Raw genomic sequence first — 25,255 nt, 5'->3', positions numbered from 1 at the left:
CGTCTGTCTGTAGCTCCGCGCGCGGGGGGGCGCCCCCCCCCCCCACCCCCCCCCCCCCCACACCCCCCCCCCGGCCCCCCCCCCGGGGGGGGGCGCCCCCCCCCCGCCCGCCCCCCCCCCCCGACCGGAGAGACAGCAGGCGCTCACGACACGACCCGTCGGTTCACCTTCGTCATCACCGAGACGGCGTTGCGTTGGGGCTTCTGCCCGCCGGAGGTTCGAGCGGGGCAGGCTGCGCACATCGCGTCGACGACCACCCTGCCCAATGTCGAGATCGGAGTGATCCCACTCGGCGCGCCAGTGCACGAAGTACCGCTGCACGGCTACGAGATGTTCGACGACCGACTCGTCAACGTGGGCCTGGAGCACGCCACCGTGGCGGTAACCGACCCGAGCGACATCGCGACCTGTCACGGGCTGTTCCGTCTGATGGCGGATGCCGCGTTGATGGGCGACGATTGCCGCGCACTCCTCGACCAAGTCCGCTCGTAGGATGCCGAACGACCGTGTCGGCGGCCCCGCCTGACTGCGCGTCAGCCTCGGGTGGCGATCAGGGTGGTTTCCGGGAGGCGGATGAGGGGAATTCGGCGGTCGGTGCGGGTTTGGTAGTTGGCGTAGTAGGCGCGGTCGGCGGTCAGGGCGGCCCAGGTCTTCGTGTACTCGTCGCCGTCGAGGATTTCCGGGACGCTCCAGTACGTCGCGTGCTGCACGCGGACCAGGAGCTGCGGGTTGGCCGTGCGGTCGGACAGGTTCACGTACCAGGACGGGTGCTTGGCGGCGCCGGCGAAGGAGCCGACCACGATGCGGTGGCCGTTCTCGTCCGCCCAGAACGGCAGGGCGACCTTGTGCATCCGGCCGCTCTTGCGGCCGACCGTGTGTACGAGCACGTGGTCCATCCCGGCCAGCAGCCAGACGTCGTCGCCGTCCGACTGTTCCATCTGCGAGACGTGCTCCTTGGTGAAGAGAACGATCTCCTCGGGCGAGGGCTCGATGAATTCGTCGTTCTTCTGTTCCGCCATGATGGTTTTCGCTCCAGGAAAGGCACGCGCGGCAGTTGGGTTGCGCGACTCTAGTCCGGGTCTCGCCAACCATCAATGCCGGTCTCGGGGATCCGGACGTGGTCCGCGTCACGGCTCCCGACCCCCGTCCGGGCCACTGCCGAGGCCGCTCGGACCAGCGCCGCCACCGCCGTCGAGCGGGACCGTTCGGGCCAGGCGACGGCCAGCACCGACGGCGGCGCGTCCACGACCGGCCGGAACACGACGCCCGGGCGGGGGTAGCGGGCGGCGACGGAACGCGGCAGCAGCGGGGTTCGGCACTCCAGGGTCACCAACGTCAGCAGTTGGGCGAGGTCGCGCCCCGCATGGCGGTGCTCCTGGATGTATCGGTCCACCTCCTCGGCGCGCAACCCCAGGTCGGCGAGGGTCAACGACTCCTCGGCCGCGAGCGGGTGCGCGGCGGCGAGGGCGGCCACGCGCGGTTCGGCGATCAGCGTCTCTGCGTCCAGGCCGGCGCGGTCGAACGGCTCATGGACCAGGGCCACGTCCACCTCGCCCCGGCGCAGCAGGTCGGGCTGTTCCTGCCAGCCGCACAGCCGGATCCGTACCGGCATCGCTCCCGGTTCGGCCGCGTAGCGCGCCAGCATCGGCTCCAGCAGGTCCCCGTCACCATCCGCCTTCATCGCCAGCACCAGCTTCGGCGAGGCGTCGGCGGCGCGCCGGGCCCGGCGTCCGGCGGCCTCCAGCGCGTCCAGCGCGGGCCGCGCCTCCGCCAGGAGCACCGTGCCGGCGGGGGTCAGCGCCACACTGTGCGTGGTCCGCTCGAACAGGACCGCGCCCACTTCCCCCTCCAGCGCGCGGATCGCGCGCGACAGCGGTGGCGGCGAGATCCCCAGCCGCTCGGCGGCGCGCGCGAAGTTCAACTCCTCGGCGACGGCGACGAAATAGCGCAGCGGGCGGGACTCCACGTACTCACCCTCTCCCCTACGTTCGGTTCGGTATTGCCCTGAGGGTAACAACCGGGAGCCGATCGATCCTTCAGTTCGGGGCTGCCGGCCACCAGGCTCGACGACATCCCTTCGAACATCTCCCCTGGAGTATTCGTGATCGTCGTCACCACCCCGACCGGACAGATCGGCGCGCAGGTTCTCACCGGCCTTCTCGACGCCCCGGGCGCCGTCCCGCCCGTACGGGTGATCGCCCGCGACCCCGCGCGCCTGCCCGCGAACATCCGCGAGCGGGTCGAGGTCGTCGCCGGTTCGCACGCCGACCCCGTCGTGCTGAAGGAGGCGTGCGCGGGCGCCGACCGCATCTTCTGGCTGGTGCCGCCGACGCCCGGGGCGGCGAGCGTCGACGGCCACTTCCGCGCCTTCACCGAGCCGCTGCGCGACGTGGTCGGCGACGACGGCATCCGACGTGTCGTCGCCGTCTCCACCCTCGGGCGCGGCGTGGCCGAGAACGCCGGGCAGATCTCGGCCTCGCTCGCCATGGACGAGGCGATCACCACCATGGACGTGCACTACCGGGCGCTGTGTCCGCCCTTCCTCATGGAGAACCTGCTGCACCAGGTCGAGCCGATCCGCCGCACCGGCATGTTCTTCCTGGCCACCACCGAGGACCGAATCCTGCGCACCTGTGCCACCGTGGACATCGCCGCCACGGCCGTCCGACTGCTCCTTGACGACTCCTGGACCGGTTCGGCCGACGTCCCGCTGGTCGGCCCCGACGACCTGACCCCGCCGGCCATGGCGGAGGTCCTGTCCGAGGTGCTGGGCCGGCCGATCGGCTTCCGGCGCACGAGCAGCGCCGAGTACAAGGCGACCCTGATCGGCCACGGCGCGAGCGAGGCATGGGCCCAGGGGCTCGCCGACATGGTGGACTCGCTGGACGCCCAGGGCTACTACGGCGCCGACGCGGGCAGCACGCCCGAGACCGCACCGACCACGTTCCGCCGGTGGTGCGAGGAGGTGCTGCGGCCCGCCGTCACGGCCTGACCGAACCCGCCCGCGCGCCGCGCAGTGCCGGTGATCACACCCACACCGGCAGGTCGGGGCGCCCTCCCCCTCGTAGGATCGCGACAAATCCTACGAGGGGACAACGGGGCATGGACGCACGGCGATTCGTGGTGGTCAGCGGCGGGGGCAGCGGCATCGGACGGGCCATCGCACGCCGGTTCGCCGCGCAGGGCGACCACGTGACCGTGCTGGGCCGCCGTCCCGGGCCGATCGCCGCCGTCGCCGAGGAGATCGGCGGCGTCGCGGTCGCCGTCGACCTGACGGACCCTCATGCGGTGGAGCGGGCCCGGGAATCGCTGCCCGAGCGGGTGGACGTACTGGTCAACAACGCCGGCCGGCGGCTGCCCGCGCTCGACGACCCCGACCTGGCCGCCGTCGCCGACCACTGGCGCGGGATGTACGACCACGTCGTCCTGCCCACCATCTTGCTCACCGAGGCCCTGCTCCCCCGCATCGCCCGCCCCGGCGGCCGCATCGTGTCGATCGGCTCGACCGCCGGACTGCGCGGGAACAACGCGTACGGCGCCGCCAAGGCCGCCGTGCACGCCTGGAACCACACCCTCGCCGCCCGGGTCGGCCCCGACGGCATCACGGCCAATATCGTCGTCCCCGGCTACATCGCCGACACCGAGTTCGCCTTCGACATGGTCCAGGACGCCGCCGAACACGCCCGCCGCGCGGAGGCCACGCTCGTCAAGCGCGTCGGCCGCCCCGACGACATCGCCGCCGCGGTCGCCTTCGTCGCCTCCCCCGAAGCGGGCTACATGACCGGCGAGTTCGTCAACGTCAGCGGCGGCCACGTCCTGGGCCGCTAGGCCCTGTCCGCCGGATCTTGGTGGATCCCGGTGCCGTGCATCGGCGTGCCGGAGAAGCAGCCGCATAGTGGTTCCATTCGGCTGTTTCTCCGGTGCGGCGAGGTGCGGTGCCGGGCGGCGCGGACCCGCCAAGATCCGCCGGACAGGGCCTGGATGACGCGCCGAGGTCCCGGACGCCAATGGCGGGCAGGAGTCGAGTCACCGGTCGACCAGCCGTGGACGCGGGGCCTCACCCGCGGATTCCGCGTCGATGTCGTCGGCCCCGACCAGGCCGCCGGGAAGCATCGAGTCCAGCCACTTCGGCAGCCACCAGTTGGCCCGGCCGAGGAGTGTCATGGTCGCCGGTACCAGCACCATGCGCACGACCGTGGCGTCGATGAAGATCGCGGTGGCCAGGCCGAGCCCGAACATCTTGGTGGAGGGGTCGTCGGTGACGGCGAAGGACAGGAAGACCGCCACCATGATGAGGGCGGCCGAGGTGATGATCCGGGCGGTGCCCGAGATGCCGTCGACGATCGCCGTGCCGTTATCGCCGGTGCGCAGGTACTCCTCGCGTACGCGGGAGAGGAGGAACACCTCGTAGTCCATCGACAGGCCGAACAGGATGGCGAAGAGGAACATCGGGATGAACGACACGATCGGAACCGTCGCCTCCAGCCCGATGAGTGCGCCTCCCCAGCCCCACTGGAAGACCGCAACCATGACGCCGTAGGCCGCGCCGATGCTCAGCAGATTCAGCAGTACCGCCTTCAGCGGTACGAGTATCGAGCGGAAGACCAGCATCAGCAGCAGGAACGACATCGCCAGTACGGTGGCGACGAACAGCGGCAGGCGTTCGCTGGTGCGTCGGCCCACATCGGACAGGCTCGCGGCGGCACCGCCGACGTGGGCCCTGGCCGGACCGTGCCCGATCGCCGTGGGCAGCACGTCGGTGCGCAGCCGGGCGATGGTGTCGGCCGTGGCCTTGTCCTGGGGGCTGGTGGTCGGGAACACCACGAGCGTCGCGATGCCGGTGGCCCGATCGACGTGCGTCGGCGCGACGGATGCGATGCCCGGATCCGCCGCGACCTCCCCGACGAGTCGGTCCAGCACTCCCGGATCACCGGCGGGGTCCGCGGCGATGACGAGGGGGCCGTTGATGCCCGGGCCGAACCCCTCGGCGACGAGGTCGTAGGCCCGGCGCTCGGTACGGCTGTGGGGCAGTGAGCCGTCGTCGGGCAGGCCGACGCGCAGGCCGAGCACGGGCAGCGCCGCGGTCAGCAGCAGCCCCGCCGCGCCGACCGCGTACGGCACCGGGTGCCGGCTGACGTGCCCGATCCAGCGACGCCACCCGGCGGCGTGGGCGGCGCCTGCCGCCGGATTCCGCCGCCGTGCGAGTCGGCCCGGCTTCCTCGTCCGCAGAGCCCGGCCGATCCGGCCGGGCCGGGCCAGGCGTGGGCCGGCCGCGCCGAGGAAGGCCGGCAGCAGCGTCACCGACGCGAGCACCATGGTCAGGACGACGATCGAGACGGCGAACCCGCCCACCGTCATGAACGGTACGTTCGCGACCGCCATGCCGAGGATCGATACGACGACGGTGCCGCCGGCAAAAACCACGGGCCGCCCCGCCGTGGCCACCGCTCGCCCCGCCGCGTCGCGGGGATCGACCCCGCGCGCGAGGTACTCCCGGTGCCTGGCGAGCACGAACAGCGCGTAGTCGATGCCCACTCCGAGCCCGACCATGCTGCCCAGGACCGGGGCGAAGGTCGGGACGTCCGTCACCCCCGCCAGTACCGTCATCGTGGCAACCCCGACGGTCAGCCCGAAGACCGCCATGCCGATCGGCAGCGCGGCGGCGACGAGCGAACCGAACGCCAGGAACAGGATCGCGGCCGCGGCGAGGATGCCGATCAGCTCGCTCACGCCGCCGTCGGGGCTGGAGAAGGCGTAGAAGAGGTCCCCGCCCATCTCGATGCGCAGGGGCAGTTCGGCGCGCAGCCGGTCGCCGAGGTCCACGAGGGCGTCGAGGTCTTTCGCCGACAGCCGGCTCTGGTCGGGGTACTGCACCCGGACGACCGCGATCCGCCCGTCGGCCGAGACCAGCCCGCCGCGCACGGTGGTGTCCCCGCCCGCGTCGAGTGCTCCCGCCGGGTCGCTCGTGCCGAGCACGTGCGGCAGCCGCCGCATCTCGGTCTGCAACCGCGTGAGCGCGGCGCGCGCGTTGCCGTGGTCGAAGAACGTCGTGCCGCCGTCGCGGGGGGTGACGACCACCTGGGCGGTCATGCCCTCCTGGCCGGTGCCGGCCCGCTCGATCAGTTGTGCGGCCCGTTGGGAGTCCAGTCCCGGAACGGTCATCGAGTCCGCGGTCCGCCCGCCGATGGCGATCGCGGCGAGGACGGCGAGCGCGGCGGCGATCAGCCATGCCGCGATCACCCGCCAGGGATGGCGGGCGGCGCTTGCGCCCAGGCGCAACAGGGCTTTCGAGAGCATCGATTTCTCCAACCACCTCGTCGGCCGTCCTTGTCCGGCCGCCGATGCCGAGGTTCGTCGCCACGGCGCTCCGCGGCATCGGCTCGCGGGCCGCGGATCCTTCGGCCCCGGGGCGGAAAGACGCCCCGTACTTTCGGCCGATGCGCGGTACGGCGCGGTCCCTAGGCTGAGAACCGTGCTGCGAAACGACCTGCGAACCCTGTGGACCGAACCCCGACCGCCCGACGCGCCCGCCCGGGTGTGGCGGGACTGGGCGCTGCTCGCCGCGGCCCTGGGCGGTGTGGTGCTGGAGGCCGGCCTGCGCGAGAACGTCGTGTGGCGGCCGGTGGCGGCGGTTTTCGCCGTTTGGCTGTGCCTGCTGCTCCTGTGGCGCCGGACCCGCCCACTGGCGATGGTCACGTTGGCGTTCGGCTCGGTGATCCTGCTCCAGCTGGTCTCGCTGATCGCCGCACCGGGGCCCGTCGGCCTGGACACCGGCGCGGTCGTGCTCGTGCTGGTGTACGCGCTGCCCCGGTGGGGATCGGGACGGGAGATCGTGCTGGGCGGCGGGGTGATCCTCACGGCCTTCGCGCTGTGTGTCGTCACGTACGAAACCCCGGTCACCCAACTGGTCGGGGGTTTGGTCTTCCTGCTGCTGCCCGGCTTGATCGGGGCAGCCGTGCGGTTCCTGGTGACCGCTCGCGAGCGGCAGTTGGAGCAGGTACGCTCCCGCGAGCGTGAGCAGCTCGCCCGGGAACTGCACGACACGGTGGCCCACCACGTTTCGGCCATGGTGATCAGCGCCCAGGCAGGCCGGGTGCTCGCGGGCACCGACCCGTCCGCCGCCGTCGAGGCGCTGGAGGGGGTCGAGGAGGAAGGGGCGCGCACGCTGGAGGAAATGCGAGCCATGGTCACCGCGCTGCGCGACCGCGGGGCCGGGGCCGAGCTCGCGCCGCCTGCCGGTGTCGCGGATCTGGAGCGCCTGGTGCGCACCCCGGGTGGTCGGCTCAGGGTCGACCTGGGGCTCGACGGCGAGCTGGATACGCTGCCCCCGGCCTTGGACGCGGCCGTCTACCGCATTGTGCAGGAGTCGGTGACCAACGCCATGCGCCATGCGGTCGACGCGACCGAGGTCGTCGTCCGGGTCACCGCGGAACGGCGTACGGTACGGGTGAGCGTGCGCGACAACGGCCACCGCACCGGCCGAGGCCGTGCCGGATTCGGACTTGCCGGACTGCACGAGCGCGCCGCCCTGCTCGGCGGCGAACTACACGCCGGCCCCGGCCCCGAACTGGGCTGGCATGTCGAAGCCGAGCTGCCGAGAGGGAGGACCGAGAGCGGTGCCCATCCGCGTCCTCGTCGCTGACGACCAGACCATCATCCGCACCGGGCTGCGGATCATGCTGAACGCCCAGCCCGACATCGAGGTGGTCGGCGAGGCCGCCGACGGACGGGAAGCGGTCCGGATGGCCCGCGAACTGCGCCCCGACGTCTGCCTGTTCGACATCCGCATGCCCGTGATCGACGGACTGGAGGCCACCCGGCTGGTCGCCGGCCCGGGCGTCGCCGACCCACTGGCCGTGGTCGTCATCACCACGTTCGACCTCGACGAGTACGTCTACGGCGCGCTGCGTGCCGGCGCCCGCGGATTCCTCCTCAAGGACACGGGACCGGACCTTCTGGCCCAGGCCGTACGGTCGGCGTCCGGCGGTGAGGCGCTCATCGCGCCCAGCGTGACCGTCCGGCTGCTCCAGGCATTCGCGGACCTGCCCGTCGGCCGGCCCGTGGCCCAGCCGATCTCCCCCGTCACCGCCCGCGAGGAGCAGGTGCTCCTCGCCGTCGCTCGCGGACTGACCAACACCGAGATCGCCGACGCACTGCACATCAGCCTCAGCACGGTGAAGACGCATCTGGCCGGCCTGATGGCCAAACTCGGCGCCCGCAACCGGGTCGAGATCGCGATGTGGGCCTACGAAACGCGCCGGATCCTCCCCGGGCCCTGAGCCGGGGGCGGGCCAGGTCCCGTGAGTCCCCGTCAGGAGCGGGTGAACGCCGGGCTGTTGCTGTCCTCGGGAACCGTCGCCAACGGCTCGGCCACCTCCGCGTGTGTCGGTCCGACCTCCGCCGCGAGCGCGTCCAGTGCGGCCAGGTCGAAGCCGTACAGCGTCGCCGCGTTGCCGGCCAGGATCGCGCGCAGTTCCTCGGGCGACGCGTCGTGGAACGAGCGGCGCAACGACTCGCGCGTGTACGGGTAAGTGCCCTCGTCGTGCGGGTAGTCCGCGCCCCACATGTAGCGGTCCACGCCCAGTTCGTGCCGCGCCGCGGCCTCCGTCGGCGACGGGAAGCTCGCGCCCACCCAGCAGTTCCGGGCGAAGTACACGCTCGGCGGCTCGGGCAGCCGGTCCGCCTCGGTGTACTTGAGTTCGCCGATCCGCCCCGACGCCATCTGCGCGTGATAGGCGTCCAGTTGCCGCAGCAGCGGCGGAACCCACGCGGCGCCCTGCTCGGTGATCGCGAACTTCAGCCGGGGAAAGCGCGCGAACGCTCCGGACAGCAGCATGTGGGTCAGTGGCCGACGGGAGAACAGCGTCGCCTCGGCGATCCACAGGAACGTCGCCGCCGGGTAGTCCCCATAGTCCGGACTGCCGGAGCCGCCGTGGTTGACCACCGCCAACTCCAGGTCCTGGCAGACCTCCCACAGCCGATCCCACTCCGGCGCGTACAGCGGCAGGATCCCGGTCGCGTCCGGCGGCGTGGTCGGGATCAGGATGCCCGCGAGCCCGCTCTCCTTCGCCCACACCGCCTCGGCCACCGCGTCGTCGACGTCGTTCAGGAACACCTGGGCAAGTCCGGCCCGGCGTACGGCATTTGCTCCGCCGCACCACTGGGCCAGCCACCGGTTGTGCGCCCGGATCCCGGCCAGCCGGCGGGCGTAGGAGTGCGCCGACGACGGCGGGCGCGCGAGTAGTTGGCCGGTGGGGAAGAACGGCGGCACCGTGTTCGGGAACACCACCTCGGCGACGATCCCGTCGGCGGCCAGTTCGGCGATCCGCCGCTCGTCGTCCCAGTTGCGGGTACGCCCGTCGCCCTGAAGGTCGCGGAACGGGTTGCGGTAGCGCCCCCGCCAGGCGTCGAACTCCTCATGCCAGGCCGCATCCAGGAACTCCCGGTAGACGTCCATGCCCGCGCCGGCATGCCCGTCCGCCGAGATGACGGTGTAGCGCCCCGAACCGCCCGACCCGCCTGAACCGACCGCGCCCGACCCGCCCATCACCGCTCCCCCAGCTTGAATACCCGCATCGCGTTCTCCCGCAGGAACTTCGCCCGCACCTCGGGCTTGAACGGCACATCCGGCAACTCGCGGAAGATGCGCTCCAGGGACAACCCCATCGGGTAGTAGCCCGCGTACATCACCTTGTCCGCCCCACGCGTGTTCGCGTAGTCGACGATCGCCTTCGGGTAGTACTTCGGCGCGAACGCCGAGGTCATGTAGTACAGCCCCGGCCACTTGAGCATCAGCTTGACCGCCAGGTCCTCCCACGGCTCCGCGCCGTGCCGCATCACGATCCGCAGCTCGGGGAAGTCGTAACAGACCTGGTCGAAGTGCATCACGTCCTGGCACGCGGACGGCACCCGCGGACCGGCGATGCCCGCGTTGGACACGATCGGCAGGTCCAGGTCGATGCAGGTCTGGTAGATCGGGTAGTAGCGCCGATCGCTGACCGGCACCTGCGGATTGCAGCCCGCCGGGAACGTGGTCACCGCGACGATCCCGTGCTCCTCGTACGCCGCCCGGATCCGCCGCACCGCCTTGGTGATGTCGTTCGGATCCACCTCCAACGTCGGCCGGAACCGCTTCGGATGCGCGGCGATCGCGCGCAGCGCGGTCTCGCTCAGCCCGACCAGGCCGATCTCGACGCCGCACGCATCCATCCGACCGATCGTCACCTCGACCGGATCGGCTCCTTCGTCCAGCCGGTTCGGCACACCCTTGAACATGTACTCGGCGGGAAACTCCATCTCGCCGCTCTCCGCGTCACGCAGTTGCGGCTTCAGGAAGTCGTAGTGGCTCCTGGCCTGCGCACTCGGGAAGCCGATCATCAGATCGACCGCACCCAAGGCACCGGCGGACCCGGCTTCGGACATGGCGAACCCCCTGCCCATCAGTTGATTGACTCCATCAACTTAACAGCAGCAAGGGGCAACAGCCATAGGCAACGAGCGCGAGCGGCGCGGGCGTCAGCGGTTGGTCATCGCCTGCTTGATCAGCGTCCGACCGAAGTCCCACATCAGCCCCGTGCCCTTGTGCGCGTCGTCCATCACGTCCACGAAGCCCGCGACGAAGTGATCCACGTCCTCCTGCCCGATCACATACGGCGGCAGCAGCTTGATCACGTCCATGTGGTCGCCCGCCACCTGGGTGAGCACCCGGTGCCGCTGGAACAGCGGTACCACCACCATCTGCGCAAACAACCCGTGCCGGGCCGCCTGGAGCGCCGTCCACCCGGCGCGCAACTTCAGCGAGCGCGGCTTGCCGAACTCCAGGCCGATCATCAGGCCCCGCCCGCGCACCTCCGCGAACAGCTCGTACTTGTCGATCAGCGGGGTCAGCGCCGCCGTGAACGCGTCGCCCATCCGCGTGCTGTTCCCGATCAGGTCCTCGTCGTCGAGCACCGCCAGCGTGGCCAGACCTGCCGCCATCGCCTGATTGTTGCCGCCGAACGTGCAGTCGTGCACGAGCACCCGGTCCATCGTCGAATAGACCTTCTTGAACACCCAGTCACGGGTCAGCGTCGCGCCGATCGGCACATAGCCGCCCGACAGCGCCTTGGCGACCGTGACGATGTCCGGCTCGACGCCGTCCTCCCACTGGTACGCGAAGAACCTGCCGGTGCGCCCCATCCCGGTCTGCACCTCGTCGGCGATCAGCAGCGCGCCGTGCTCGCGCAACAACTTCTGCGCGGCGGCCAGCCACCCCGGTGGCGGCGCGAGCACACCCTTGCCCAGGATCGGCTCGATGATCAGCGCCGCGACGTCACCGCGCTTCAACTCCCGGGCCAACGCGTCCAGATCGCCCAGCTTGATACCCACGTCCGGGAGCAGCGGCTCGAAGCCCTTGCGGAACTCGGCCGCGCCGTTGACGGAGAGCGCGCCCGTGGTCAGGCCGTGGAAGGCGTGGTCGATGTAGACGATCCGGCGCCGTCCGGTGGCGAACCGGGCGAACTTCAGCGCCGCCTCGACCGCCTCGGTCCCACTGTTGCAGAAGTACACCCGATCCATCCCGGGCGCGCGGGCGAGCAGCCGGTCGGCCAGCGCGGCGGCCAGCGGCGGGGTGTGGAAGTGCACGATGTCCGGCAGGTCGAGCGCGATCACGTCCTGCATCGCCTTGCGCACCACGGGATGGTGCCGGCCCACCCCGTAGGTGCCGAACCCGGAGAGGAAGTCCAGGTACCGGTCGCCCTTGTCGTCGTACAGGTACGGCCCCTCGGCCCGGACGTACTTCCGGTCCATGCCGATCGTCCGCAGCACGCGCGGGAGTTGCGGGTTGAGGTGCTTCGCGTGCAGCTCGAAGCCGCGGTCCGCGTACGCCTCGTACGTCTCACCCAGGTCGAACGTCATCGCCCGCCGTACCTCCTGACTTGGTTCGCTCGTCGTTGGCCCAGTCAAGCAGGGCCGGGGTGGCGTGGCGCAACGTGCGGAACGCCCGGAACCCGTCCACCACCAGGCGGGGCCGGAGCAGTTCGCGCTCCGGGGTGTCGGTGATCACCCGGATCACCCCGGCCGGCCGCTCCCCCGCCGCCGCCAGCAGCCACACCGACTCCATGTCGGCGGCCAGCACGCCCCGTTCGCGAAGCGTGCCCCGGGCCCGGCCCTTGACCAGCTTGTCCACCGTCTCGATCGGGCCGTGATGCAGCCTCAGCTTCGGCGAGACCCGCTGCATCCACTCCGACAACACGCCGGACGTGGGCAGTTCGACCACGGTCCCATCCGGGCCGCGCACCTCGGAGGCGACCACCACGTCGCCCACCGCGACCCCGGGGCCGACCCCCGCGCCGAATCCCGCCACCGCCAAAGTGCCGAACTCCTCGGCCGGCAGCGCGGACAGGGCCCGCGCGCGGGCACGGGCCTTGTCCGCCCCCATGCCCGCGCGCACCACGCGCACGTTGAAGGCCCCCATCAGCCCCGCCTCGACCGCACGCATCTCGATCCGAAGCGGAGTGACCACCATCAAGGGCATGATCAGCCTGTCGTCCTGGCATAGCGGCCGAGCGCCATCACGGGGAAGACGAGCCGGTACATGTGGTACTTGATGTAGAAGTCGCCGGGGAAGCCGGTGCCGGTGAACTGCGGCTCGTCCCACCCGCCCAGCGCGTTCTGATGCGCGGTCAGCCAGTCGATCCCACGCTGCGCGACCTCGCCGAACTCGCCCGCCGCGTGCAGCGCGAGCAGCGCCCACGCGGTCTGCGACGCGGTCGACTCGCCGCGTCCCGACCAGGTCTCGGCCTCGTCGTAGCTGCGCAGATCCTCCCCCCAGCCGCCATCCGGGTTCTGCCGGGCCTCCAGCCACGCCACCGCACGCCGGATCGCCGCGTGCCTGGGGTCGACCCCCGCGGTCACCAGCGCCGGCACCACCGCGCCGGTGCCGTAGACGTAGTTCGCGCCCCAGCGGCCGAACCAGGAGCCGTCCGCCTCCTGATGCTCCATCAGCCACTTGACGCCGTCGGCGACATAGGAGCTGTAGCGGGCGCCGCCGTCGGCCAGCATCTCCACGATGTGCGCGGTCACGTCGGCCGAGGGCGGATCGGTGACCGCGCCGAAATCACTGAACGGCAACTTCAGCGGCAGGATGCTGACGTTGTCCGCGTCGAACGCGCCCCACCCTCCGTCCTTGCTGCGCATCCCGGCGGTCCACCGCTCGGCCCGGTCCAGGACCGCGGCCTTGCGCGCCCCGTCGGGGTGATCGGTGTAGCGCAGGGCCATCACGATCTCGGCCGTGTCGTCGGTGTCCGGGTAGTAGTCGTTGGCGAACTCGAAGGCCCAGCCGCCCGGTTCCAGATGCGGCCGGCGCACCGCCCAGTCGCCGACCTCGCGGATCTCCTCGTCCATCAGCCACCCGGCCGCCTTGACCACCCTCGGGTCACCCGCCGGGACCCCCGCGTCCCGCAGGGCGACCAGGGTCAGGCCCGTGTCCCACACCGGCGACTGGCATGCCTCGAACCGGCGGCGCACCTCGCCGTCCTCGTCGGTGTCCACGATGGTGAAGCCGTCCAGGCCCTTGATGCCCTGGGCCATCACCGGGTGGTTGAGCGGATACCCCATCAGCCGGAGCGCGATCAGCGAGTAGACCCACGGCGGTTGGATGCCGCCCCAGCCGCCGTCGGCCTCCTGGCGGCGGATGATCCACTGCTCGGCCTTGCGCATCGCGGCCTGCCGGATCGGCTTGATCGGCCGCTTGCGGTACTGGTGCAGCCCGGCGTCCAGCGCCCGGAACACCCGCGACCACGGGTCGGATGCGGCGGTCTTGCCCACCACCGGCTTGGTCGGGCGCAGTTCGGCCAGGCCGAACGGCGCGGGCCGGACCGGGCGCATCGAGCTGACGATGGTCAGCGGCACGATGGTCTGCCGGGCCCAGCAGGCGAAGTCGTAGACGTTGAGCGGGAACCACTTGGGCAGATACACGATCTCCGGTGGCAGCACCGGCAGTTCGTCCCACGACCACCAGCCGAAGAAGGCCAGCCAAAAGCGGGTGAACACCCGGGTCTCGGCCAGGCCGCCGCCGTCGCGGATGAACTCCGCCGCCGCGGCCATGTGCTTGGCGTCGGGGTCGTCGCCCGCCAACTTCAGTGCCACGTAGGCCTCGACCGTCACCGACAGGTCGGCGGGGCCGCCGAAGAAGGTCGACCAGGTGCCGTCGGCGCGCTGGTTGGCCCGGATCCACCGGGCGCTCGCCGCGGTCTGTTCCTCGGTGCGGATGCCCAGGAACTCGCGAAAGAGCAGATCCTCGGCATCCATCGTGACGTTGGTCTCGAGTTCCCCCTTCCACCAGCCCGCATCGTCCTGAAGCTCCATCAGATGAGCAACGGCCTTGTCGAGCGCGTCCCTGACCCGGTCATCACTGACATCGCCGATTCCCGGCTGGGCGGTCACTGTCATCTCTTCACAACTCCCGAGTGGTGGTGAAGGCCGCGAGAGAGGTCAGGTCCGTGTAGGTACCTTGCGGGACGTCCAGGGAATCCAGGCAGGCCATCGCCTGCTCCAGGCGCCGAGCCGCCTCGGTCTCGGTGCGGGCACGTCCGCCCGACTCCTCGACCAGGCGCGCGGCCAGGGCCAGTCCCTCCTCGTTGCGCGGTCCTTCGTCCGTGTAGATGCGCGCCAGCTCACGGCCGGCGGTCGTGTCGCTCGCGAGCGCGGCGACGACCGGCACGGACTTCTTGCGCCGGCGCAGGTCGTTCCAGGCGGGTTTGCCGGTCACCTCGGGTCGGCCCCAGATGCCCAGCAGGTCGTCCACCGCCTGGAAGGCGACGCCGAGGTGGTGCCCGAAGCCGTACAGCGCCTGCACGGTGCGCTCGTCGGCGCCCGCGAGGGCCGCCCCGATCGCCGACGCGCAGGCCAGCAGGGCCCCGGTCTTGTTGCCCGCCATGGTCAGGCACTCCTCGACGGTGACGTCGAGTCGGGCCTCGAAGGACAGGTCCTGGGACTGTCCGTCGATCAACCTGGCGGTCGCTTCGGTGAGCAGGCGGGCGGCGCGATCGCCGTCCGCCTCGTCGGCGTCCATCAGGACCTGTTCGGCCAACACGAGCAGTCCGTCGCCGGCCAGGACGGCGAGGCCGGGACCGAAGACCTTCCACGCGGTGGGCCGATGCCGACGTTCCTCGTCGCCGTCCATGAGGTCGTCGTGGATCAGCGAGAAGTTGTGCACGAGTTCGACCGCGACCGCGCCCGGCACGCCCACGGCGGTCGGCGCGCCGACCGCCTCGGCGGACAGCAGCGCGAGGGCGGGGCGCAGCGCCTTGCCGCCGTTGCCCGGCAGTTCGCGGCCCGCCTCGTCGGCCCACCCCATGTGGTACGCGGCCACGCGAGCCAGGGGCGGTTCGAGTCGGGCGGTCGCGACCCGCAGCGCGGGGCGGCTCGCCTCGCGCGCGCGATCGAGCACGGCGGGGGCGATCGATGCGTCGGCGAGCGTCATAGCGGCGTCGTCCTCTCCGGAATGGCACGGGTGCGGCCGAGATGCGGGAGGGCCTCACGAGCGGCGGAAAGGCCGCTGCGAACGGCGCCCTCCATCGTCGCGGGCCATCCGGTGGCGGTCCACGCCCCGGCCAGGGCGAGACCGGGGATCGCGGTCCGGGGGCCGGGACGAAGCCGGCCCGAACCGGGGGCGGGACGGAAGGTCGCGGATCGTTCCTTGGTGACCACGAACCGCTCCACCCCGGCCTGCCGGGCAGCGGGCAGCACGCGGGCCAGCTCCGGGACGAACCTATCCCGCAGCTGCGCACTCGTCAGGTCGATTTCCCGACCCGCCGCGGACAGCGACACCGCCACGTAGCGGCCCGGCGCCAGTCCGTGTCCGGCGCTGCGGTCGAACATCCACTGGACCGGGCTCCCGACGCCCGCGGTGAGCGGGACGTCCAGGACCGGGCGGTCGTAGACCACGTGCAGGTTCACGATCGGCGAGGTGCCGAGGCCGGTGAGCAGGTTCGGGTCGGCGAGCACGTCGTCGAGCAGCAGGGCACCCGCGGGCAACAACCGGGCCGCGTCGTAGTGCGGCACGGCCAGCACCACCGCCTCGGCCTCGATCCGCTCGCCGCCCGCGTGCACGACGAAGCCCCCGGCGCCGGCGTCGAGCGCGTCGACCCGGGCCCGCAGTCGCACCCGGACCCCGGCCTTGGCGAGCGCGCGGGCGGAGGCGTCGCCGTGCAGTTCCTGGAGCGGGACCAGGCTCCACCCGATGTCCGCGCCGTCGTTGCGGTCGAGCACGCCGGTACGGAAGACCTTGACCGCCATGGCGAGCGAGGCCTCGGTCGCGGGCAGGTTGAGCGTGGCGATGCCGATCAGGTCCCACATCGCCTCGCGTTCGCGGGCGGTGACGCCGAACCGGTCCAGCCACGCGGCGAAGGTGACCTCGTCCAGGGCGGGGTCGGTCGGGTCGAGCCGGCGCAGGGCGAGCGCGGCAAGGCCGACCCGGGCCCGGCCGGCCATGGTCAGCAGCGGGTAGCGGGCCAGCGCCGAGGACAGGTGCAGCGGGGCGGGCAGGCCGGAGCGGGCGAGCCGGGTCCGGGTGCCCCAGGGGGTGCGGACCGGGACGTCCATCCGGGGCTGGAGGTAGACCTTGTCGGCACTGCCGATGCGCTCCAGGAACGCGATGTATTCGGTACAGCAGCGCAGGAAGACGTGTTGCCCGTTGTCGAGCCACATGTCGTCGCGGCGCAGCGAGAACGTCGCCCCGCCCAGTCTGGGTCGGCCCTCCAGGAGGGTGACCTCGACGCCGGCGTCGGCGGCGGCGAGTGCGGCGGTGATGCCCGCCAGGCCGCCCCCGATCACCACCATGCGTGCGCTCATGCCTTGCTCCGTACCCACGTGATCAATCCCTGTACCGGCCCCTGCGACCGGTTTGTCCCACCGGCTCCGGGCCGGTCAACGCTCGACGTCTCACCGCCCGCGCGCGAGCAGCGAGCGGGCGCCGACCGGCAGTCCGGCCAGCGCGCGCGCGGCGATCTCGGCCTTCTCCCAGCCCGGGAGGGAGAGCCGACCTATCAGCACCTGGCCCGGCTCCTCGCGGATCCGGGTGAGCAGCCGGCGGTAGATGCCCGCCATCGCCCCGGTGCTGGCGGCGCTGCGCCGGTCGAGCAGCGGGAGCAGGGTCAAGCCCCGCTCGAAGAGCTGCTCGGCGCGCTCGGCCTCGAACCGGACCATGTCGTCGAACGCGCCGCTCTGGGTGAACCGGCCGCCCCGGTGCCACGCGTCCTCCAGGCCGAACTTGGCCAGGTCCTCGCGGGGCAGGTAGACCCGGCCGTTGTCCTTGTCCTCCTTGATGTCGCGGAGGATGTTGGTGATCTGGAGCGCGATGCCCAGGGTGTCGGCCAGGTCGGGCGCGTGCAGCGAGTCGCGGGAGCCGAAAATGCCCAGCGAGAGCCGGCCCACCGTGCCCGCGACGCAGCGGCAGTAGACCCGCAACTCGTCGAAGGTCTCGTATTCGGTCTCGCGTACGTCCATCTCGACGCCGTCGATGAGTTCGTCGAGCGCGGACAGCGGGATCGGAAACCGGGTCGCGGCGTCGGCGAGCGCGACCGCGACCGGATCGCGGTCCGCGCTCAGGTCCTTGAGCTGCTTGCGCATCCGGGCCAGCTCGGCGACCTTGCGGTCGGCGGGCAGGTCGCCGTCGCCGATGTCGTCGATCTCTCGCGCGAAGGCGTACACGGCGCTGAGCGCGAGGCGCTTGGGCTCGGGCAGCAGCCTGATGCCGTAGTAGAAGTTACGCGCCTGATTGCGGGTCAGGCGCTCGCAATACGCATACGAAGCGTCGACGTCCATGGTTCCCCTTTTACCTCTTTCGTACCAGTACGCCGGACAGCTCGCGCAGCAGGGCGGCCTTTCCGGGCTTCGCCCGGTGGGCCAGGACGTCGAAGCCGACGTCGCCGATCGCGGCCAGGGCCGCTCTTCCACCGGCCACGAACCCGGCGATCGCGAGACGCTCGCGCCCTCGCAGTGTCCCCGCGAGCGGTGCGCCGGTGCGCAGCAGCCGCGTCGCGCGGTGAGCCTCGTAGGCGATCAGCCGCCGCACCGAGGGCGCGGCGGCGGGCGCGGCGAGGTCGGCCTCGGTGACGCCGAACCGGTCCATGTCCTCCTGCGGGAGGTAGATCCGGTCACGGGCGAGGTCCTCCGCCACGTCCTGCAGGTGCTCGACGATCTGGAGCGCGGTGCAGATCTCGTCGGAGCGGGCGATGCGTTCCTCGGTGGCGCGGCCGAACACGTGCAGCACGATCCGGCCGACCGGATCGGCGGACAGCGCGCAGTACGCGACCAGGTCGTCGTAGGTCGCGTAGCGGCGAACCACCTGGTCCTGCCGGTTGGCCTCGATCAGACCCAGGAACGGCTCGATCGGCAGATCGAGTTCGCGCACGCTCGGTTGCAGCCGGCGCAGCACCTCCAGGCGCGGTTCGCCGGTGAAGACCCGGCGCAGGTCCGTCTCGAACGCGTCGAGCTGGGCGACCCGGTCCCCCTCGGCCTCGTCGCCGATGTCGTCGACCAGGCGGGCGAAGCCGTAGACGGCCAGCAGGTGTCGCCGGTGGCCGGGGCGCAGGATCCCCATCGCCACGGGAAAGTTCTCGTGCCCGGCCTGACGCATGACCACGTCCGGGTCGATGATCGCGGCGTCGATGCCCGCCGTGTCGTCGTCACTCGCGCCGGGTGCGCGCTCGAGACCGCGGGAATCACTCCCCATATCTCTCCCTGGGCCCCCGAAAACATCCCCAACATTACAGTTGGCCAGGAATTCGTGCCGTCCCGGTCGGTCTGACGGTTCAGCTTGCCCGATCGAAGTCGGATCGATCAAGCACCGAGAACACGCGTGTCATAGCTCACCCGGACTTTTCCTTCGCGAAACACTTTTGTTATCACCACGAACGTCCGGGGCACCCTCGACGATCCCCGTACCACTCAGGACGTCCGGCATGCCCCGGTGGTTTCCGGGCACCTGAGGAGGTTTCGTCACCCGATCCCCTCCCTGCGGAGTAGTGCGGAGTTCCGCCTTCCGCATGAGGAGTACGGCGATTATCCGTGCGCAATGGACCAAGTGGGGTCGATAAAGCGAGTGCTCGGCGAAATGTTGATCAACTTTCCGGATTTGCGGAATACCCGGAGGATAGCGGTGCGCGCCGACACGCCGCCGTACACCGAATCGATACCCGAATGCGCGACTCCTCGGTGATCGGCCTCCACCCGGCCGACCGACGGTCCACACATCCGGGACTTTTGCCCCTGCGCGGGCGGCCGGCTCCCGAGCACGCTGGAGGCATGCGGCACGACACGAATCGATACGCGCGGGCCCTGCGCGAGCTTGCGCCCGAGGACGCGCTCGCCCTGATGGCCTCCGTGCCGATCGGGCGGGTCGTGTTCACCCTGGACGCGCTGCCCGCGATCCTGCCGGTGTGCTTCCGGCTCGACCGGGGCACGCTCGCCTTCCGCCTGGCCGCCGACCGGCGGCTACACGCGGCGCTGCACGACAGCGTGTGCGCATTCGAGGCGGACGCCTGGGACGCACGCGAGCACGACGGGTGGACCGTCACGGTCACCGGCCGGGTTTTTGGGGTGGACGAATCGCACGAGGGCGCGCGCTTGGCCGAGGTGCTGCCGCCCATGTGGGAGTCGGAACACCCGCACCGGTTCTTCCGGATCGTGCCGGAGGTGGTCGCCGGGCGGCTGCTCCGGGCGGCGGGCCGGCCGATTCCCGCCTGAGCCGCGCCGGGTCTCGGAGCGGGTTCGGGCCGGCCCCGCTCCGGTCTCAGTGCGGGTGGTGGCAGGCGACCTCGACGTCGTCCAGGGCCTCCCGCACCGGCCGCCGCTCGGCGCACACCTCGGTCGCGAGCGCGCAACGCGGATGGAACGCGCAGCCCGACGGCGGGTCGAGCGCCGAGGGCACCTCGCCGATCGCGCCCGCGCCGAAGTCGGCCGCGCTCGCGGGGCCGATGCGCTCGGGGTCGGGTACCGGCACGCTCGCGAGCAGCAGGCGCGGATACGGGTGGCGCGGCCGGGCCAGGACCGCGGCGGCCGGACCCACCTCGACGATCCGCCCCAGGTACATCACCGCGGCCCGGTCGGCGAGCCGGCGGGCGATGTCGATCTCGTGGGTGATCACCACGATCGCCAGGTCCGACTCGGTGCGCAGCCGCAGCAGCAGGTCGACCACGCTCGCCTTGACACTCGCGTCCAGGCTCGCGGTGGGCTCGTCCAGGACCAGCACCCGCGGGCGCACGAGCAGCGCGCGGGCCAGCACCAGACGGGCCAGTTCGCCACCGCTCAGCTCGCCGGGGAAGCGGTCCAGGTGCTCCGTCGACAGGCCGACCCGCTCCACCATCTCGGCCACCAGCGCGTCCCGTTCGGCGCGGCCGGCGCCCAGGCCGTGCACGCGCAGCGGCTGGTCGAGGGCGTGCCGCAGGGTGCGGCGGCGGTTGAACGCGGCGCGCGGGTTCTGCGTGACGAGTTGGACCAGCCGCTGGTCGGCGGGGGTTCGGGCGCCGGTCAGCTCGCGGCCGGCCAGGGCGACGGTGCCCGAGGTCGCGGTGTCCAGGCCCGCGAGCACCCGGGCGACGGTGGTCTTGCCGCAGCCGGACTCGCCGACCACGGCCAACACCTCGCCGGCCGCGACCTCGAACGAGACGTCCTCGACGGCGTGCACCACGCGCGGCGCGGTCCGCCGGCCGAACGGTCGCGGCAGGGTGAACCGACGGGTCAGCCCCTGTACGTCGAGCAGCGCGGTCATGCCCCGACCCGCTCACTCGCGAGGTGGCAGCGCACCATGCCCGCCCCGTGTGCGGTGGGCTCGGGCATGCGCTCCCGACACACCCCCAGCACCTGGGGGCAGCGCGGCGCGAACGGGCAGCCCGGCAGCAGGTTCGCCCCCTCGGCGGTGCCCTCGATCGCGCGCAGCGGCCGATCCGCCGGCGTGGTCGCGGGCATCGCGGCGAGCAGCGCTCGGGTGTACGGGTGGCGCGGCGCGGCGAACAACTCCCGTACGGGGGCGGTCTCGACCAGTCGGCCGCCGTACATCACCCCGACCCGGTCGCAGATCGTGGACACCACCGCGAGGTCGTGCGAGACGTAGATCAGGGCCAGTCCGAGCTTGTCCCGCAGGGTCAGCAGCAGCCGCAACACCTGGGCCTGCACGGTCGCGTCCAGCGTGGTGGTGGGCTCGTCGGCGAGCAGCAGTGCGGGTTCGTGCGCAAGCGCGGCGATGGCGATCACCACCCGCTGGAGCTGCCCGCCGGAGAAGCTTCCGGGCAGGTCGCGCGGGCGGTCCAGGACCGGGCCCAGGCCGATGCCGGTCAGTGTCTCGCGGACCTCGACGTCGTCCAGCCGATCGCCCAGGTACCAGCGCAGTTGGCGCACGACGGGCGTGGTCGGCGCCAGCGAGGTCATCGGTTGTTGCGGCACGAACGCCAGCCGCCGGCCGCGCACCCGGCGCAGGTCGCGCTCGCGCAGCGCGGCCAGGTCGGTGCCCTCGAACTCGATGGCGTCGGCGCGGCGGTGCGCGCCGGCCGGCAGCAGGCCCGTCAGCGCGGTGCACACGCTGCTCTTGCCGCTGCCCGACTCGCCGACCAGGCCCAGGATCTCGCCCGGCGCGACGTCGAAGGAGACCCCGCGCACGGCGGGCACCGGGCCGGGATAGGTGACGTCGAGGTCGCGCACCCGCAGCAGCGGCGCGGCACTCGCGCGCGTGTCCGCCATCACACGAACCGCAGGTGGTGCGGGTCGAGCCGGCTGATCCGCAACATCGTGGGGTCGAGCGGGGACAATTCGGCGCGCTGGGCGAGCGCGAGCTTGGGGTAGACCGGCGGGGTGATCACCGCGTCCTCGGCGAGCAGCCGGTCCACCCGGGACAGCGCGGCCACCCGCTCGGCGTCGTTCGAGGTCTGCCAGACGGTGTCGATCAGCCGGTCCACCTCGGGGTTGGCGTAGCCGCAGGAGAGCACGTTGGTGGATCCGGCGGGGGCGAGCGTGAGGTAGTTCGCCGGGCCGGAGGTGAACCCGGAGGAGAAGGTGTTCATCAACATGTCGTAGTCGCGCGAGAGCCACTTGTTCGACCAGGGACCGCCGGCCAACTGCTCGATGGTCACGTCGAGTCCGACCTGCTTCCAGCCGGCGACCAGCACCTGGGCGACGTCGCGGATGCCCTGGTTGGTACCGATGGTCACGGTGAACGAGCGTTTGCCGGTCTTGGCCCGGGCCAGCAGGTCGCGGGCCCGGGCGAGGTCGGGCGCGGGTGCGAACGGGGCGAACCCGGCGTCCCAGCCGAGTTCGGCGGGCCCGATCGGGCCCTGTCCGATGGTGCCCTCGCCGCCGTACACCCGCTGCAACACGCCCTGGCGGTCCATCGACAGCGCGACCGCCTTGCGGAAGTCCGGGTCGCTGAACGGCTCCTTGCGCATCATCACGTAGCTGAGCACGTCCAGCGGCGCCTCGGTGAGCACCAGCGCGAGCGAGCGCTCCTTGCGGATGGTGTCGAAGGTGGCGAAGGACGGTGCGGTGATCAGGTCGACCTTGCCCTGACGCAGGCTCAGCACGCGCGTGTTGGCGTCGGTGAAAACGGTGTACTGCATGCCGGCGAACGCGGGCGCGGTACCGGCCGGGTACTGGCCGCCGTGGTAGCGGTCGAAGCGGGAGAGGGTGAAGCTCTGGCCGGCCACGAAGGTGTCGAGTCGGTACGGCCCGGTGCCCATCATCGTGTCCTTGCGGGCCACGAAGTCCCGGTGGGTGATCGGCAGGTTGGTCAGATGCGAGCGCAGCAGCCCGTACGGCTTGCTCAGCACGATCCGCACGGTGTGCTCGTCGACCTTCTCGAACCGGGAGAGGTAGCCGAGCATGTAGGTAATCCACTCGCTGCCGGCCGACAGGTCGAGCATGTGCGCGAGGGTGGCCACCACGTCGTCGGCGGTGAACGGCGTGCCGTTGTGCCAGAGCACGCCCTGACGCAGCCGGATGGTCCAGGCGAGTCCGTCGTCGCTGATCTGCGGTTCGCCGTCGGCGAGCAACGGCACGGAGGCGAGGGTGTTGTCGTAGCGGTACAGGCTCTCCATGATCGGCTCGGCGATCCAGCGGGTGATCTCCGAGCCGGAGTCGAGCGGATTGAGGCTGCTGGGCGCGGAGGCGACGCCGATCCGCAGGATGCCGTCCTTGTGCCGATCGGCCACCCGCTTGGCGCCCGAGGAGCCGGAGCATGCGGTGAGCACGCCGGTGCCGCCGGCCGCCGCGAGCGCCGCGAGGCCGAGAAAGCCTCGACGGTTCAGGCCGACTCTGCGCACCGGGGTCACTGGGTCTCCTTGGGGGTCGGGGTGGAGCTGTGTCGTTGGCCCGGGACGCGAGTGGCGCTCGGGGCCGGTCGCGCGCGGCGGTGCGGTCGGCCGCCGACCGTGTCGCCGAGCAGGTTGAAGCCCAGGATGCCGAGCATCAGGACCGTGCCGGGCAGCGTGGCGTACCACCAGTCGCCGCCGATGATCTGCCCGCCCGCGTCGGCGATCAGATTGCCCAGGGTGGCATGCGGCGGGGCCACGCCCAGACCAAGGAAGCTCAGACCCCCCTCGGCGAAGACCGCGATGGCCATCGCCAGACAGGCCTGACCGAGCACCGGCGGCCAGACGTTGACCAGCACCTCGCGGAACAGGATCTCCCGCTCCGGCACTCCCAGGCCGCGCAGGTTGGCCACGTAGTCCTCCTGCATCTCCACCACGGTCGCGGCGCGCGCGACGCGGGCGAAGTAGGGCACGAAGCCGAGGCCGATGGCGAACGCGACCCGGGCCCCGTTACCCACGGTGAGCGGCCCGAAGTGCATGTCGGCCGTGCCCATCAGACCGATCAGGAACATCACGAAGACGAACTGCGGCAGCGCCTGGAGGGTTTCCACCGCGCGCATCAGCAGCCCGTCGAGCCGGCCGCCGTGCCGACGCCCGGCCAGCACGCCCAGCGGCACCCCGACCACGATCGCGAGGCCGACCGAGGACAGACAGATCAGCAGCGAGGTCCAGGCGCCCTCGGCGGTCCGGGCCAGCAGGTCGCGGCCCAGGTGGTCGGTGCCGAACGGGTGCCCGAGCGAGGGCGCCTCGGGTCCGGCGGCCACCAGCGCAGCGGGATCGCCCTGCAACCGGCCGACGGTGGCGACCAGGAGATAGAGCAGTACACAGACCACGCCGATCCACCCGGCCACGCCGAGCTTCCGGGCCCTCACGCGGTCCGCCCCGCGAGGTCGCCGGTCACGCCCGCGGCGGTGCGCGGATCGACGAGCGGGTAGAGCAGGTCGACCACCAGGTTCAGGAGCAGGAAGATCGCCGAGGTCGCGACGCACGCGCCGAGCGCGAGCGGATAGTCCTGCCGCTGGAAGGCGGTGACCATCAGCTGGCCGATCCCGGGGATCTGGAACACGTTCTCGATCAGCACGGTGCCCGAGAGCAGGCCGCCGATCAGTACGCCGGCCACGGTCAGCGTCGGCACCAGCGCCCCGCGCAGCGCCACCCGACGCAGGGTGAGCAGCCGCGAGCCGCCCATCGCGCGGGCGAACATCGCGTGGTCGGAGGCCATCGCGTCGGCAAGGCCACCGCGCAGCGAACGGGTGAGCATCGCGAAGGTGGCCAGGCCGAGCACGATCGCGGGCAGCACGAGCACCCGGAGATTGGCCGCGGGATCCTCGCCGAAGGTGACGAAGCCGCCGGCGTTGGGCAGCAGATCGGGATGGCTGTCGCCGACCACCACGAGCGCGACCACGGCCAGCCAGTAGCCGGGCAGGGACATCGCGAGCACGGTCAGCACGCGGGTGCCGTGGTCGACGACCCCGCCGCGGCGCAGCACCGACCACGCGCCCAGGACGACGGCCGGGATCACCGCGAACACCGAGGCGATCAGCCCCAGTTCGAGCGAGACGGGCAGCGCCCGGCCGATCTGGTCGGCGACCGGGGTGCCGTCGTAGAGCGAGGTGCCGAGGTCGCCGCGCAGCGCGTCGCCGACGTAGTCGAGGTATTGGGTCACCAGCGGCCGGTCCAGACCCATCCGGTGCTCGACCGCGGCCCGGGCCACGGGGTCGGCCGCGACCTGCGGCGCGAGTTGGTTGACCGGGCTGACCGGGGAGGCGTGCAGCAGCAGGAACAGGCCGGTCAGGACGGCGAACATCACCACCACGACGCCCAGGACGCGCCGTGCCAGGTAGTTCGTCATTGCTCCCCCTGCCGATCCGATGCGCCATCCATTGTCGGACGGCGCATCGGACGGTGGGCCCCCG

At 71.7% G+C, this 25,255-nt stretch carries 23 protein-coding genes; 6 read left to right on the top strand and 17 right to left on the bottom strand.

The features are described from left to right. Positions 1–3 precede the first annotated feature (3 nt). Positions 4–492, top strand: coding sequence for a Scr1 family TA system antitoxin-like transcriptional regulator (locus ACFXKZ_RS05295; RefSeq protein WP_379997310.1), 489 nt, complete (start codon positions 4–6; stop codon positions 490–492). 41 nt (positions 493–533) lie between these two features. Here the strand turns inward: ACFXKZ_RS05295 and ACFXKZ_RS05290 are convergent, their stop codons facing one another. Next, positions 534–1,019: a nitroreductase/quinone reductase family protein gene (locus ACFXKZ_RS05290; protein WP_379996581.1), complete on the bottom strand. Its 486-nt coding sequence runs from the start codon at positions 1,017–1,019 to the stop codon at positions 534–536. A gap of 50 nt (positions 1,020–1,069) precedes the next feature. Further along, positions 1,070–1,966 (bottom strand): LysR family transcriptional regulator, encoded by an 897-nt coding sequence (locus tag ACFXKZ_RS05285; RefSeq protein ID WP_379996579.1) that lies wholly within the window; start codon positions 1,964–1,966, stop codon positions 1,070–1,072. A 135-nt stretch (positions 1,967–2,101) separates the two neighbouring features. Between ACFXKZ_RS05285 and ACFXKZ_RS05280 the strand changes: the two genes are divergently transcribed. Then, on the top strand, positions 2,102–2,992 hold the full coding sequence (locus ACFXKZ_RS05280) for an NAD(P)H-binding protein (RefSeq protein ID WP_379996577.1): 891 nt from the start codon (positions 2,102–2,104) through the stop codon (positions 2,990–2,992). A 110-nt stretch (positions 2,993–3,102) separates the two neighbouring features. Then, positions 3,103–3,828: an SDR family NAD(P)-dependent oxidoreductase gene (locus ACFXKZ_RS05275; protein WP_379996575.1), complete on the top strand. Its 726-nt coding sequence runs from the start codon at positions 3,103–3,105 to the stop codon at positions 3,826–3,828. 198 nt (positions 3,829–4,026) lie between these two features. Here ACFXKZ_RS05275 and ACFXKZ_RS05270 read toward each other — a convergent pair whose 3' ends face one another. After that, complete coding sequence (locus ACFXKZ_RS05270; RefSeq protein ID WP_379996573.1) at positions 4,027–6,297, bottom strand: MMPL family transporter; 2,271 nt, start codon at positions 6,295–6,297, stop codon at positions 4,027–4,029. A gap of 175 nt (positions 6,298–6,472) precedes the next feature. Here ACFXKZ_RS05270 and ACFXKZ_RS05265 point away from each other — a divergent pair, with 175 nt between their 5' ends. Beyond that, on the top strand, positions 6,473–7,642 hold the full coding sequence (locus tag ACFXKZ_RS05265; protein WP_379996571.1) for a sensor histidine kinase: 1,170 nt from the start codon (positions 6,473–6,475) through the stop codon (positions 7,640–7,642). Continuing rightward, positions 7,617–8,279, top strand: coding sequence for a response regulator (locus ACFXKZ_RS05260; RefSeq protein ID WP_379996569.1), 663 nt, complete (start codon positions 7,617–7,619; stop codon positions 8,277–8,279). Before ACFXKZ_RS05265 ends, ACFXKZ_RS05260 begins: the two co-directional genes overlap by 26 nt. Positions 8,280–8,311: 32 nt before the next feature. Here ACFXKZ_RS05260 and ACFXKZ_RS05255 read toward each other — a convergent pair whose 3' ends face one another. The 9 genes from ACFXKZ_RS05255 to hpnC form a co-directional block, all read right to left on the bottom strand. Next, entirely contained in the window at positions 8,312–9,547 is a 1,236-nt protein-coding gene (locus tag ACFXKZ_RS05255; RefSeq protein WP_379996567.1) for an amidohydrolase family protein, read from the bottom strand. Continuing rightward, positions 9,547–10,422 (bottom strand): amidohydrolase family protein, encoded by an 876-nt coding sequence (locus tag ACFXKZ_RS05250; protein WP_379996565.1) that lies wholly within the window; start codon positions 10,420–10,422, stop codon positions 9,547–9,549. The genes ACFXKZ_RS05255 and ACFXKZ_RS05250 overlap by 1 nt, the downstream gene beginning before the upstream one ends. A gap of 93 nt (positions 10,423–10,515) precedes the next feature. Next, complete coding sequence (locus tag ACFXKZ_RS05245; protein WP_379996563.1) at positions 10,516–11,895, bottom strand: aspartate aminotransferase family protein; 1,380 nt, start codon at positions 11,893–11,895, stop codon at positions 10,516–10,518. After that, positions 11,876–12,505 carry a 1-hydroxy-2-methyl-2-butenyl 4-diphosphate reductase gene (locus ACFXKZ_RS05240; protein ID WP_379996561.1) on the bottom strand — a complete coding sequence of 210 codons (630 nt, stop codon included), beginning with the start codon at positions 12,503–12,505 and terminating at the stop codon, positions 11,876–11,878. The genes ACFXKZ_RS05245 and ACFXKZ_RS05240 overlap by 20 nt, the downstream gene beginning before the upstream one ends. A gap of 11 nt (positions 12,506–12,516) precedes the next feature. Continuing rightward, complete coding sequence (shc, locus tag ACFXKZ_RS05235) at positions 12,517–14,430, bottom strand: squalene--hopene cyclase (RefSeq protein WP_379996559.1); 1,914 nt, start codon at positions 14,428–14,430, stop codon at positions 12,517–12,519. Between the two features lie 4 nt (positions 14,431–14,434). Further along, a complete protein-coding gene (locus ACFXKZ_RS05230; RefSeq protein WP_379996557.1) occupies positions 14,435–15,463 on the bottom strand; it encodes a polyprenyl synthetase family protein in 1,029 nt (342 codons plus the stop codon). Continuing rightward, entirely contained in the window at positions 15,460–16,833 is a 1,374-nt protein-coding gene (gene hpnE, locus ACFXKZ_RS05225; RefSeq protein WP_379996555.1) for a hydroxysqualene dehydroxylase HpnE, read from the bottom strand. Before hpnE ends, ACFXKZ_RS05230 begins: the two co-directional genes overlap by 4 nt. 90 nt (positions 16,834–16,923) lie before the next feature. Next, entirely contained in the window at positions 16,924–17,805 is an 882-nt protein-coding gene (gene hpnD, locus ACFXKZ_RS05220; RefSeq protein ID WP_379996553.1) for a presqualene diphosphate synthase HpnD, read from the bottom strand. 10 nt (positions 17,806–17,815) lie between these two features. Beyond that, positions 17,816–18,715 (bottom strand): squalene synthase HpnC, encoded by a 900-nt coding sequence (gene hpnC / locus ACFXKZ_RS05215; RefSeq protein ID WP_379996551.1) that lies wholly within the window; start codon positions 18,713–18,715, stop codon positions 17,816–17,818. A 572-nt stretch (positions 18,716–19,287) separates the two neighbouring features. On the opposite strand from hpnC, the gene ACFXKZ_RS05210 reads away from it, so the two are divergent. Continuing rightward, complete coding sequence (locus ACFXKZ_RS05210; RefSeq protein WP_379996549.1) at positions 19,288–19,728, top strand: pyridoxamine 5'-phosphate oxidase family protein; 441 nt, start codon at positions 19,288–19,290, stop codon at positions 19,726–19,728. 46 nt (positions 19,729–19,774) lie between these two features. Here the strand turns inward: ACFXKZ_RS05210 and ACFXKZ_RS05205 are convergent, their stop codons facing one another. The 5 genes from ACFXKZ_RS05205 to ACFXKZ_RS05185 are packed head-to-tail and all read right to left on the bottom strand — an operon-like array spanning position 19,775 to position 25,191. Beyond that, the gene (locus ACFXKZ_RS05205; RefSeq protein WP_379996547.1) at positions 19,775–20,752 is read right to left on the bottom strand and encodes an oligopeptide/dipeptide ABC transporter ATP-binding protein; all 978 of its coding nucleotides are present in this window, start codon (positions 20,750–20,752) and stop codon (positions 19,775–19,777) included. Further along, positions 20,749–21,717, bottom strand: a complete 969-nt coding sequence (locus ACFXKZ_RS05200; protein ID WP_379996545.1) for an ABC transporter ATP-binding protein — start codon at positions 21,715–21,717, stop codon at positions 20,749–20,751. Before ACFXKZ_RS05200 ends, ACFXKZ_RS05205 begins: the two co-directional genes overlap by 4 nt. Then, positions 21,717–23,300: an ABC transporter substrate-binding protein gene (locus tag ACFXKZ_RS05195; protein WP_379996543.1), complete on the bottom strand. Its 1,584-nt coding sequence runs from the start codon at positions 23,298–23,300 to the stop codon at positions 21,717–21,719. The genes ACFXKZ_RS05200 and ACFXKZ_RS05195 overlap by 1 nt, the downstream gene beginning before the upstream one ends. Further along, on the bottom strand, positions 23,297–24,211 hold the full coding sequence (locus tag ACFXKZ_RS05190) for an ABC transporter permease (protein WP_379996541.1): 915 nt from the start codon (positions 24,209–24,211) through the stop codon (positions 23,297–23,299). The genes ACFXKZ_RS05195 and ACFXKZ_RS05190 overlap by 4 nt, the downstream gene beginning before the upstream one ends. Next, complete coding sequence (locus ACFXKZ_RS05185) at positions 24,208–25,191, bottom strand: ABC transporter permease (RefSeq protein ID WP_379996539.1); 984 nt, start codon at positions 25,189–25,191, stop codon at positions 24,208–24,210. The genes ACFXKZ_RS05190 and ACFXKZ_RS05185 overlap by 4 nt, the downstream gene beginning before the upstream one ends. Positions 25,192–25,255: the final 64 nt, after the last annotated feature.

The sequence above is a fragment of the Embleya sp. NPDC059237 genome (genome assembly GCF_042754105.1).
Classification (GTDB): Bacteria; Actinomycetota; Actinomycetes; order Streptomycetales; family Streptomycetaceae; genus Embleya.
Note: the sequence above shows the minus strand (reverse complement) of the source record. Positions and strands in the feature narration are given on the sequence as shown.

Excerpts from the sequence above, each read along its gene's own strand:
- hpnE (WP_379996555.1), bottom strand. The coding sequence starts at position 16,833 with ATGAGCGCACGCATGGTGGTGATCGGGGGCGGCCTGGCGGGCATCACC.
- ACFXKZ_RS05200 (WP_379996545.1), bottom strand. The coding sequence starts at position 21,717 with ATGGCGGACACGCGCGCGAGTGCCGCGCCGCTGCTGCGGGTGCGCGAC.
- ACFXKZ_RS05185 (WP_379996539.1), bottom strand. The coding sequence starts at position 25,191 with ATGACGAACTACCTGGCACGGCGCGTCCTGGGCGTCGTGGTGGTGATG.
- hpnD (WP_379996553.1), bottom strand. The coding sequence starts at position 17,805 with ATGGACGTCGACGCTTCGTATGCGTATTGCGAGCGCCTGACCCGCAAT.
- ACFXKZ_RS05230 (WP_379996557.1), bottom strand. The coding sequence starts at position 15,463 with ATGACGCTCGCCGACGCATCGATCGCCCCCGCCGTGCTCGATCGCGCG.
- ACFXKZ_RS05270 (WP_379996573.1), bottom strand. The coding sequence starts at position 6,297 with ATGCTCTCGAAAGCCCTGTTGCGCCTGGGCGCAAGCGCCGCCCGCCAT.
- ACFXKZ_RS05250 (WP_379996565.1), bottom strand. The coding sequence starts at position 10,422 with ATGTCCGAAGCCGGGTCCGCCGGTGCCTTGGGTGCGGTCGATCTGATG.
- hpnC (WP_379996551.1), bottom strand. The coding sequence starts at position 18,715 with ATGGGGAGTGATTCCCGCGGTCTCGAGCGCGCACCCGGCGCGAGTGAC.
- ACFXKZ_RS05205 (WP_379996547.1), bottom strand. The coding sequence starts at position 20,752 with ATGACCGCGCTGCTCGACGTACAGGGGCTGACCCGTCGGTTCACCCTG.
- shc (WP_379996559.1), bottom strand. The coding sequence starts at position 14,430 with ATGACAGTGACCGCCCAGCCGGGAATCGGCGATGTCAGTGATGACCGG.
- ACFXKZ_RS05275 (WP_379996575.1), top strand. The coding sequence starts at position 3,103 with ATGGACGCACGGCGATTCGTGGTGGTCAGCGGCGGGGGCAGCGGCATC.
- ACFXKZ_RS05240 (WP_379996561.1), bottom strand. The coding sequence starts at position 12,505 with ATGGTGGTCACTCCGCTTCGGATCGAGATGCGTGCGGTCGAGGCGGGG.
- ACFXKZ_RS05210 (WP_379996549.1), top strand. The coding sequence starts at position 19,288 with ATGCGGCACGACACGAATCGATACGCGCGGGCCCTGCGCGAGCTTGCG.
- ACFXKZ_RS05245 (WP_379996563.1), bottom strand. The coding sequence starts at position 11,895 with ATGACGTTCGACCTGGGTGAGACGTACGAGGCGTACGCGGACCGCGGC.
- ACFXKZ_RS05290 (WP_379996581.1), bottom strand. The coding sequence starts at position 1,019 with ATGGCGGAACAGAAGAACGACGAATTCATCGAGCCCTCGCCCGAGGAG.
- ACFXKZ_RS05255 (WP_379996567.1), bottom strand. The coding sequence starts at position 9,547 with ATGGGCGGGTCGGGCGCGGTCGGTTCAGGCGGGTCGGGCGGTTCGGGG.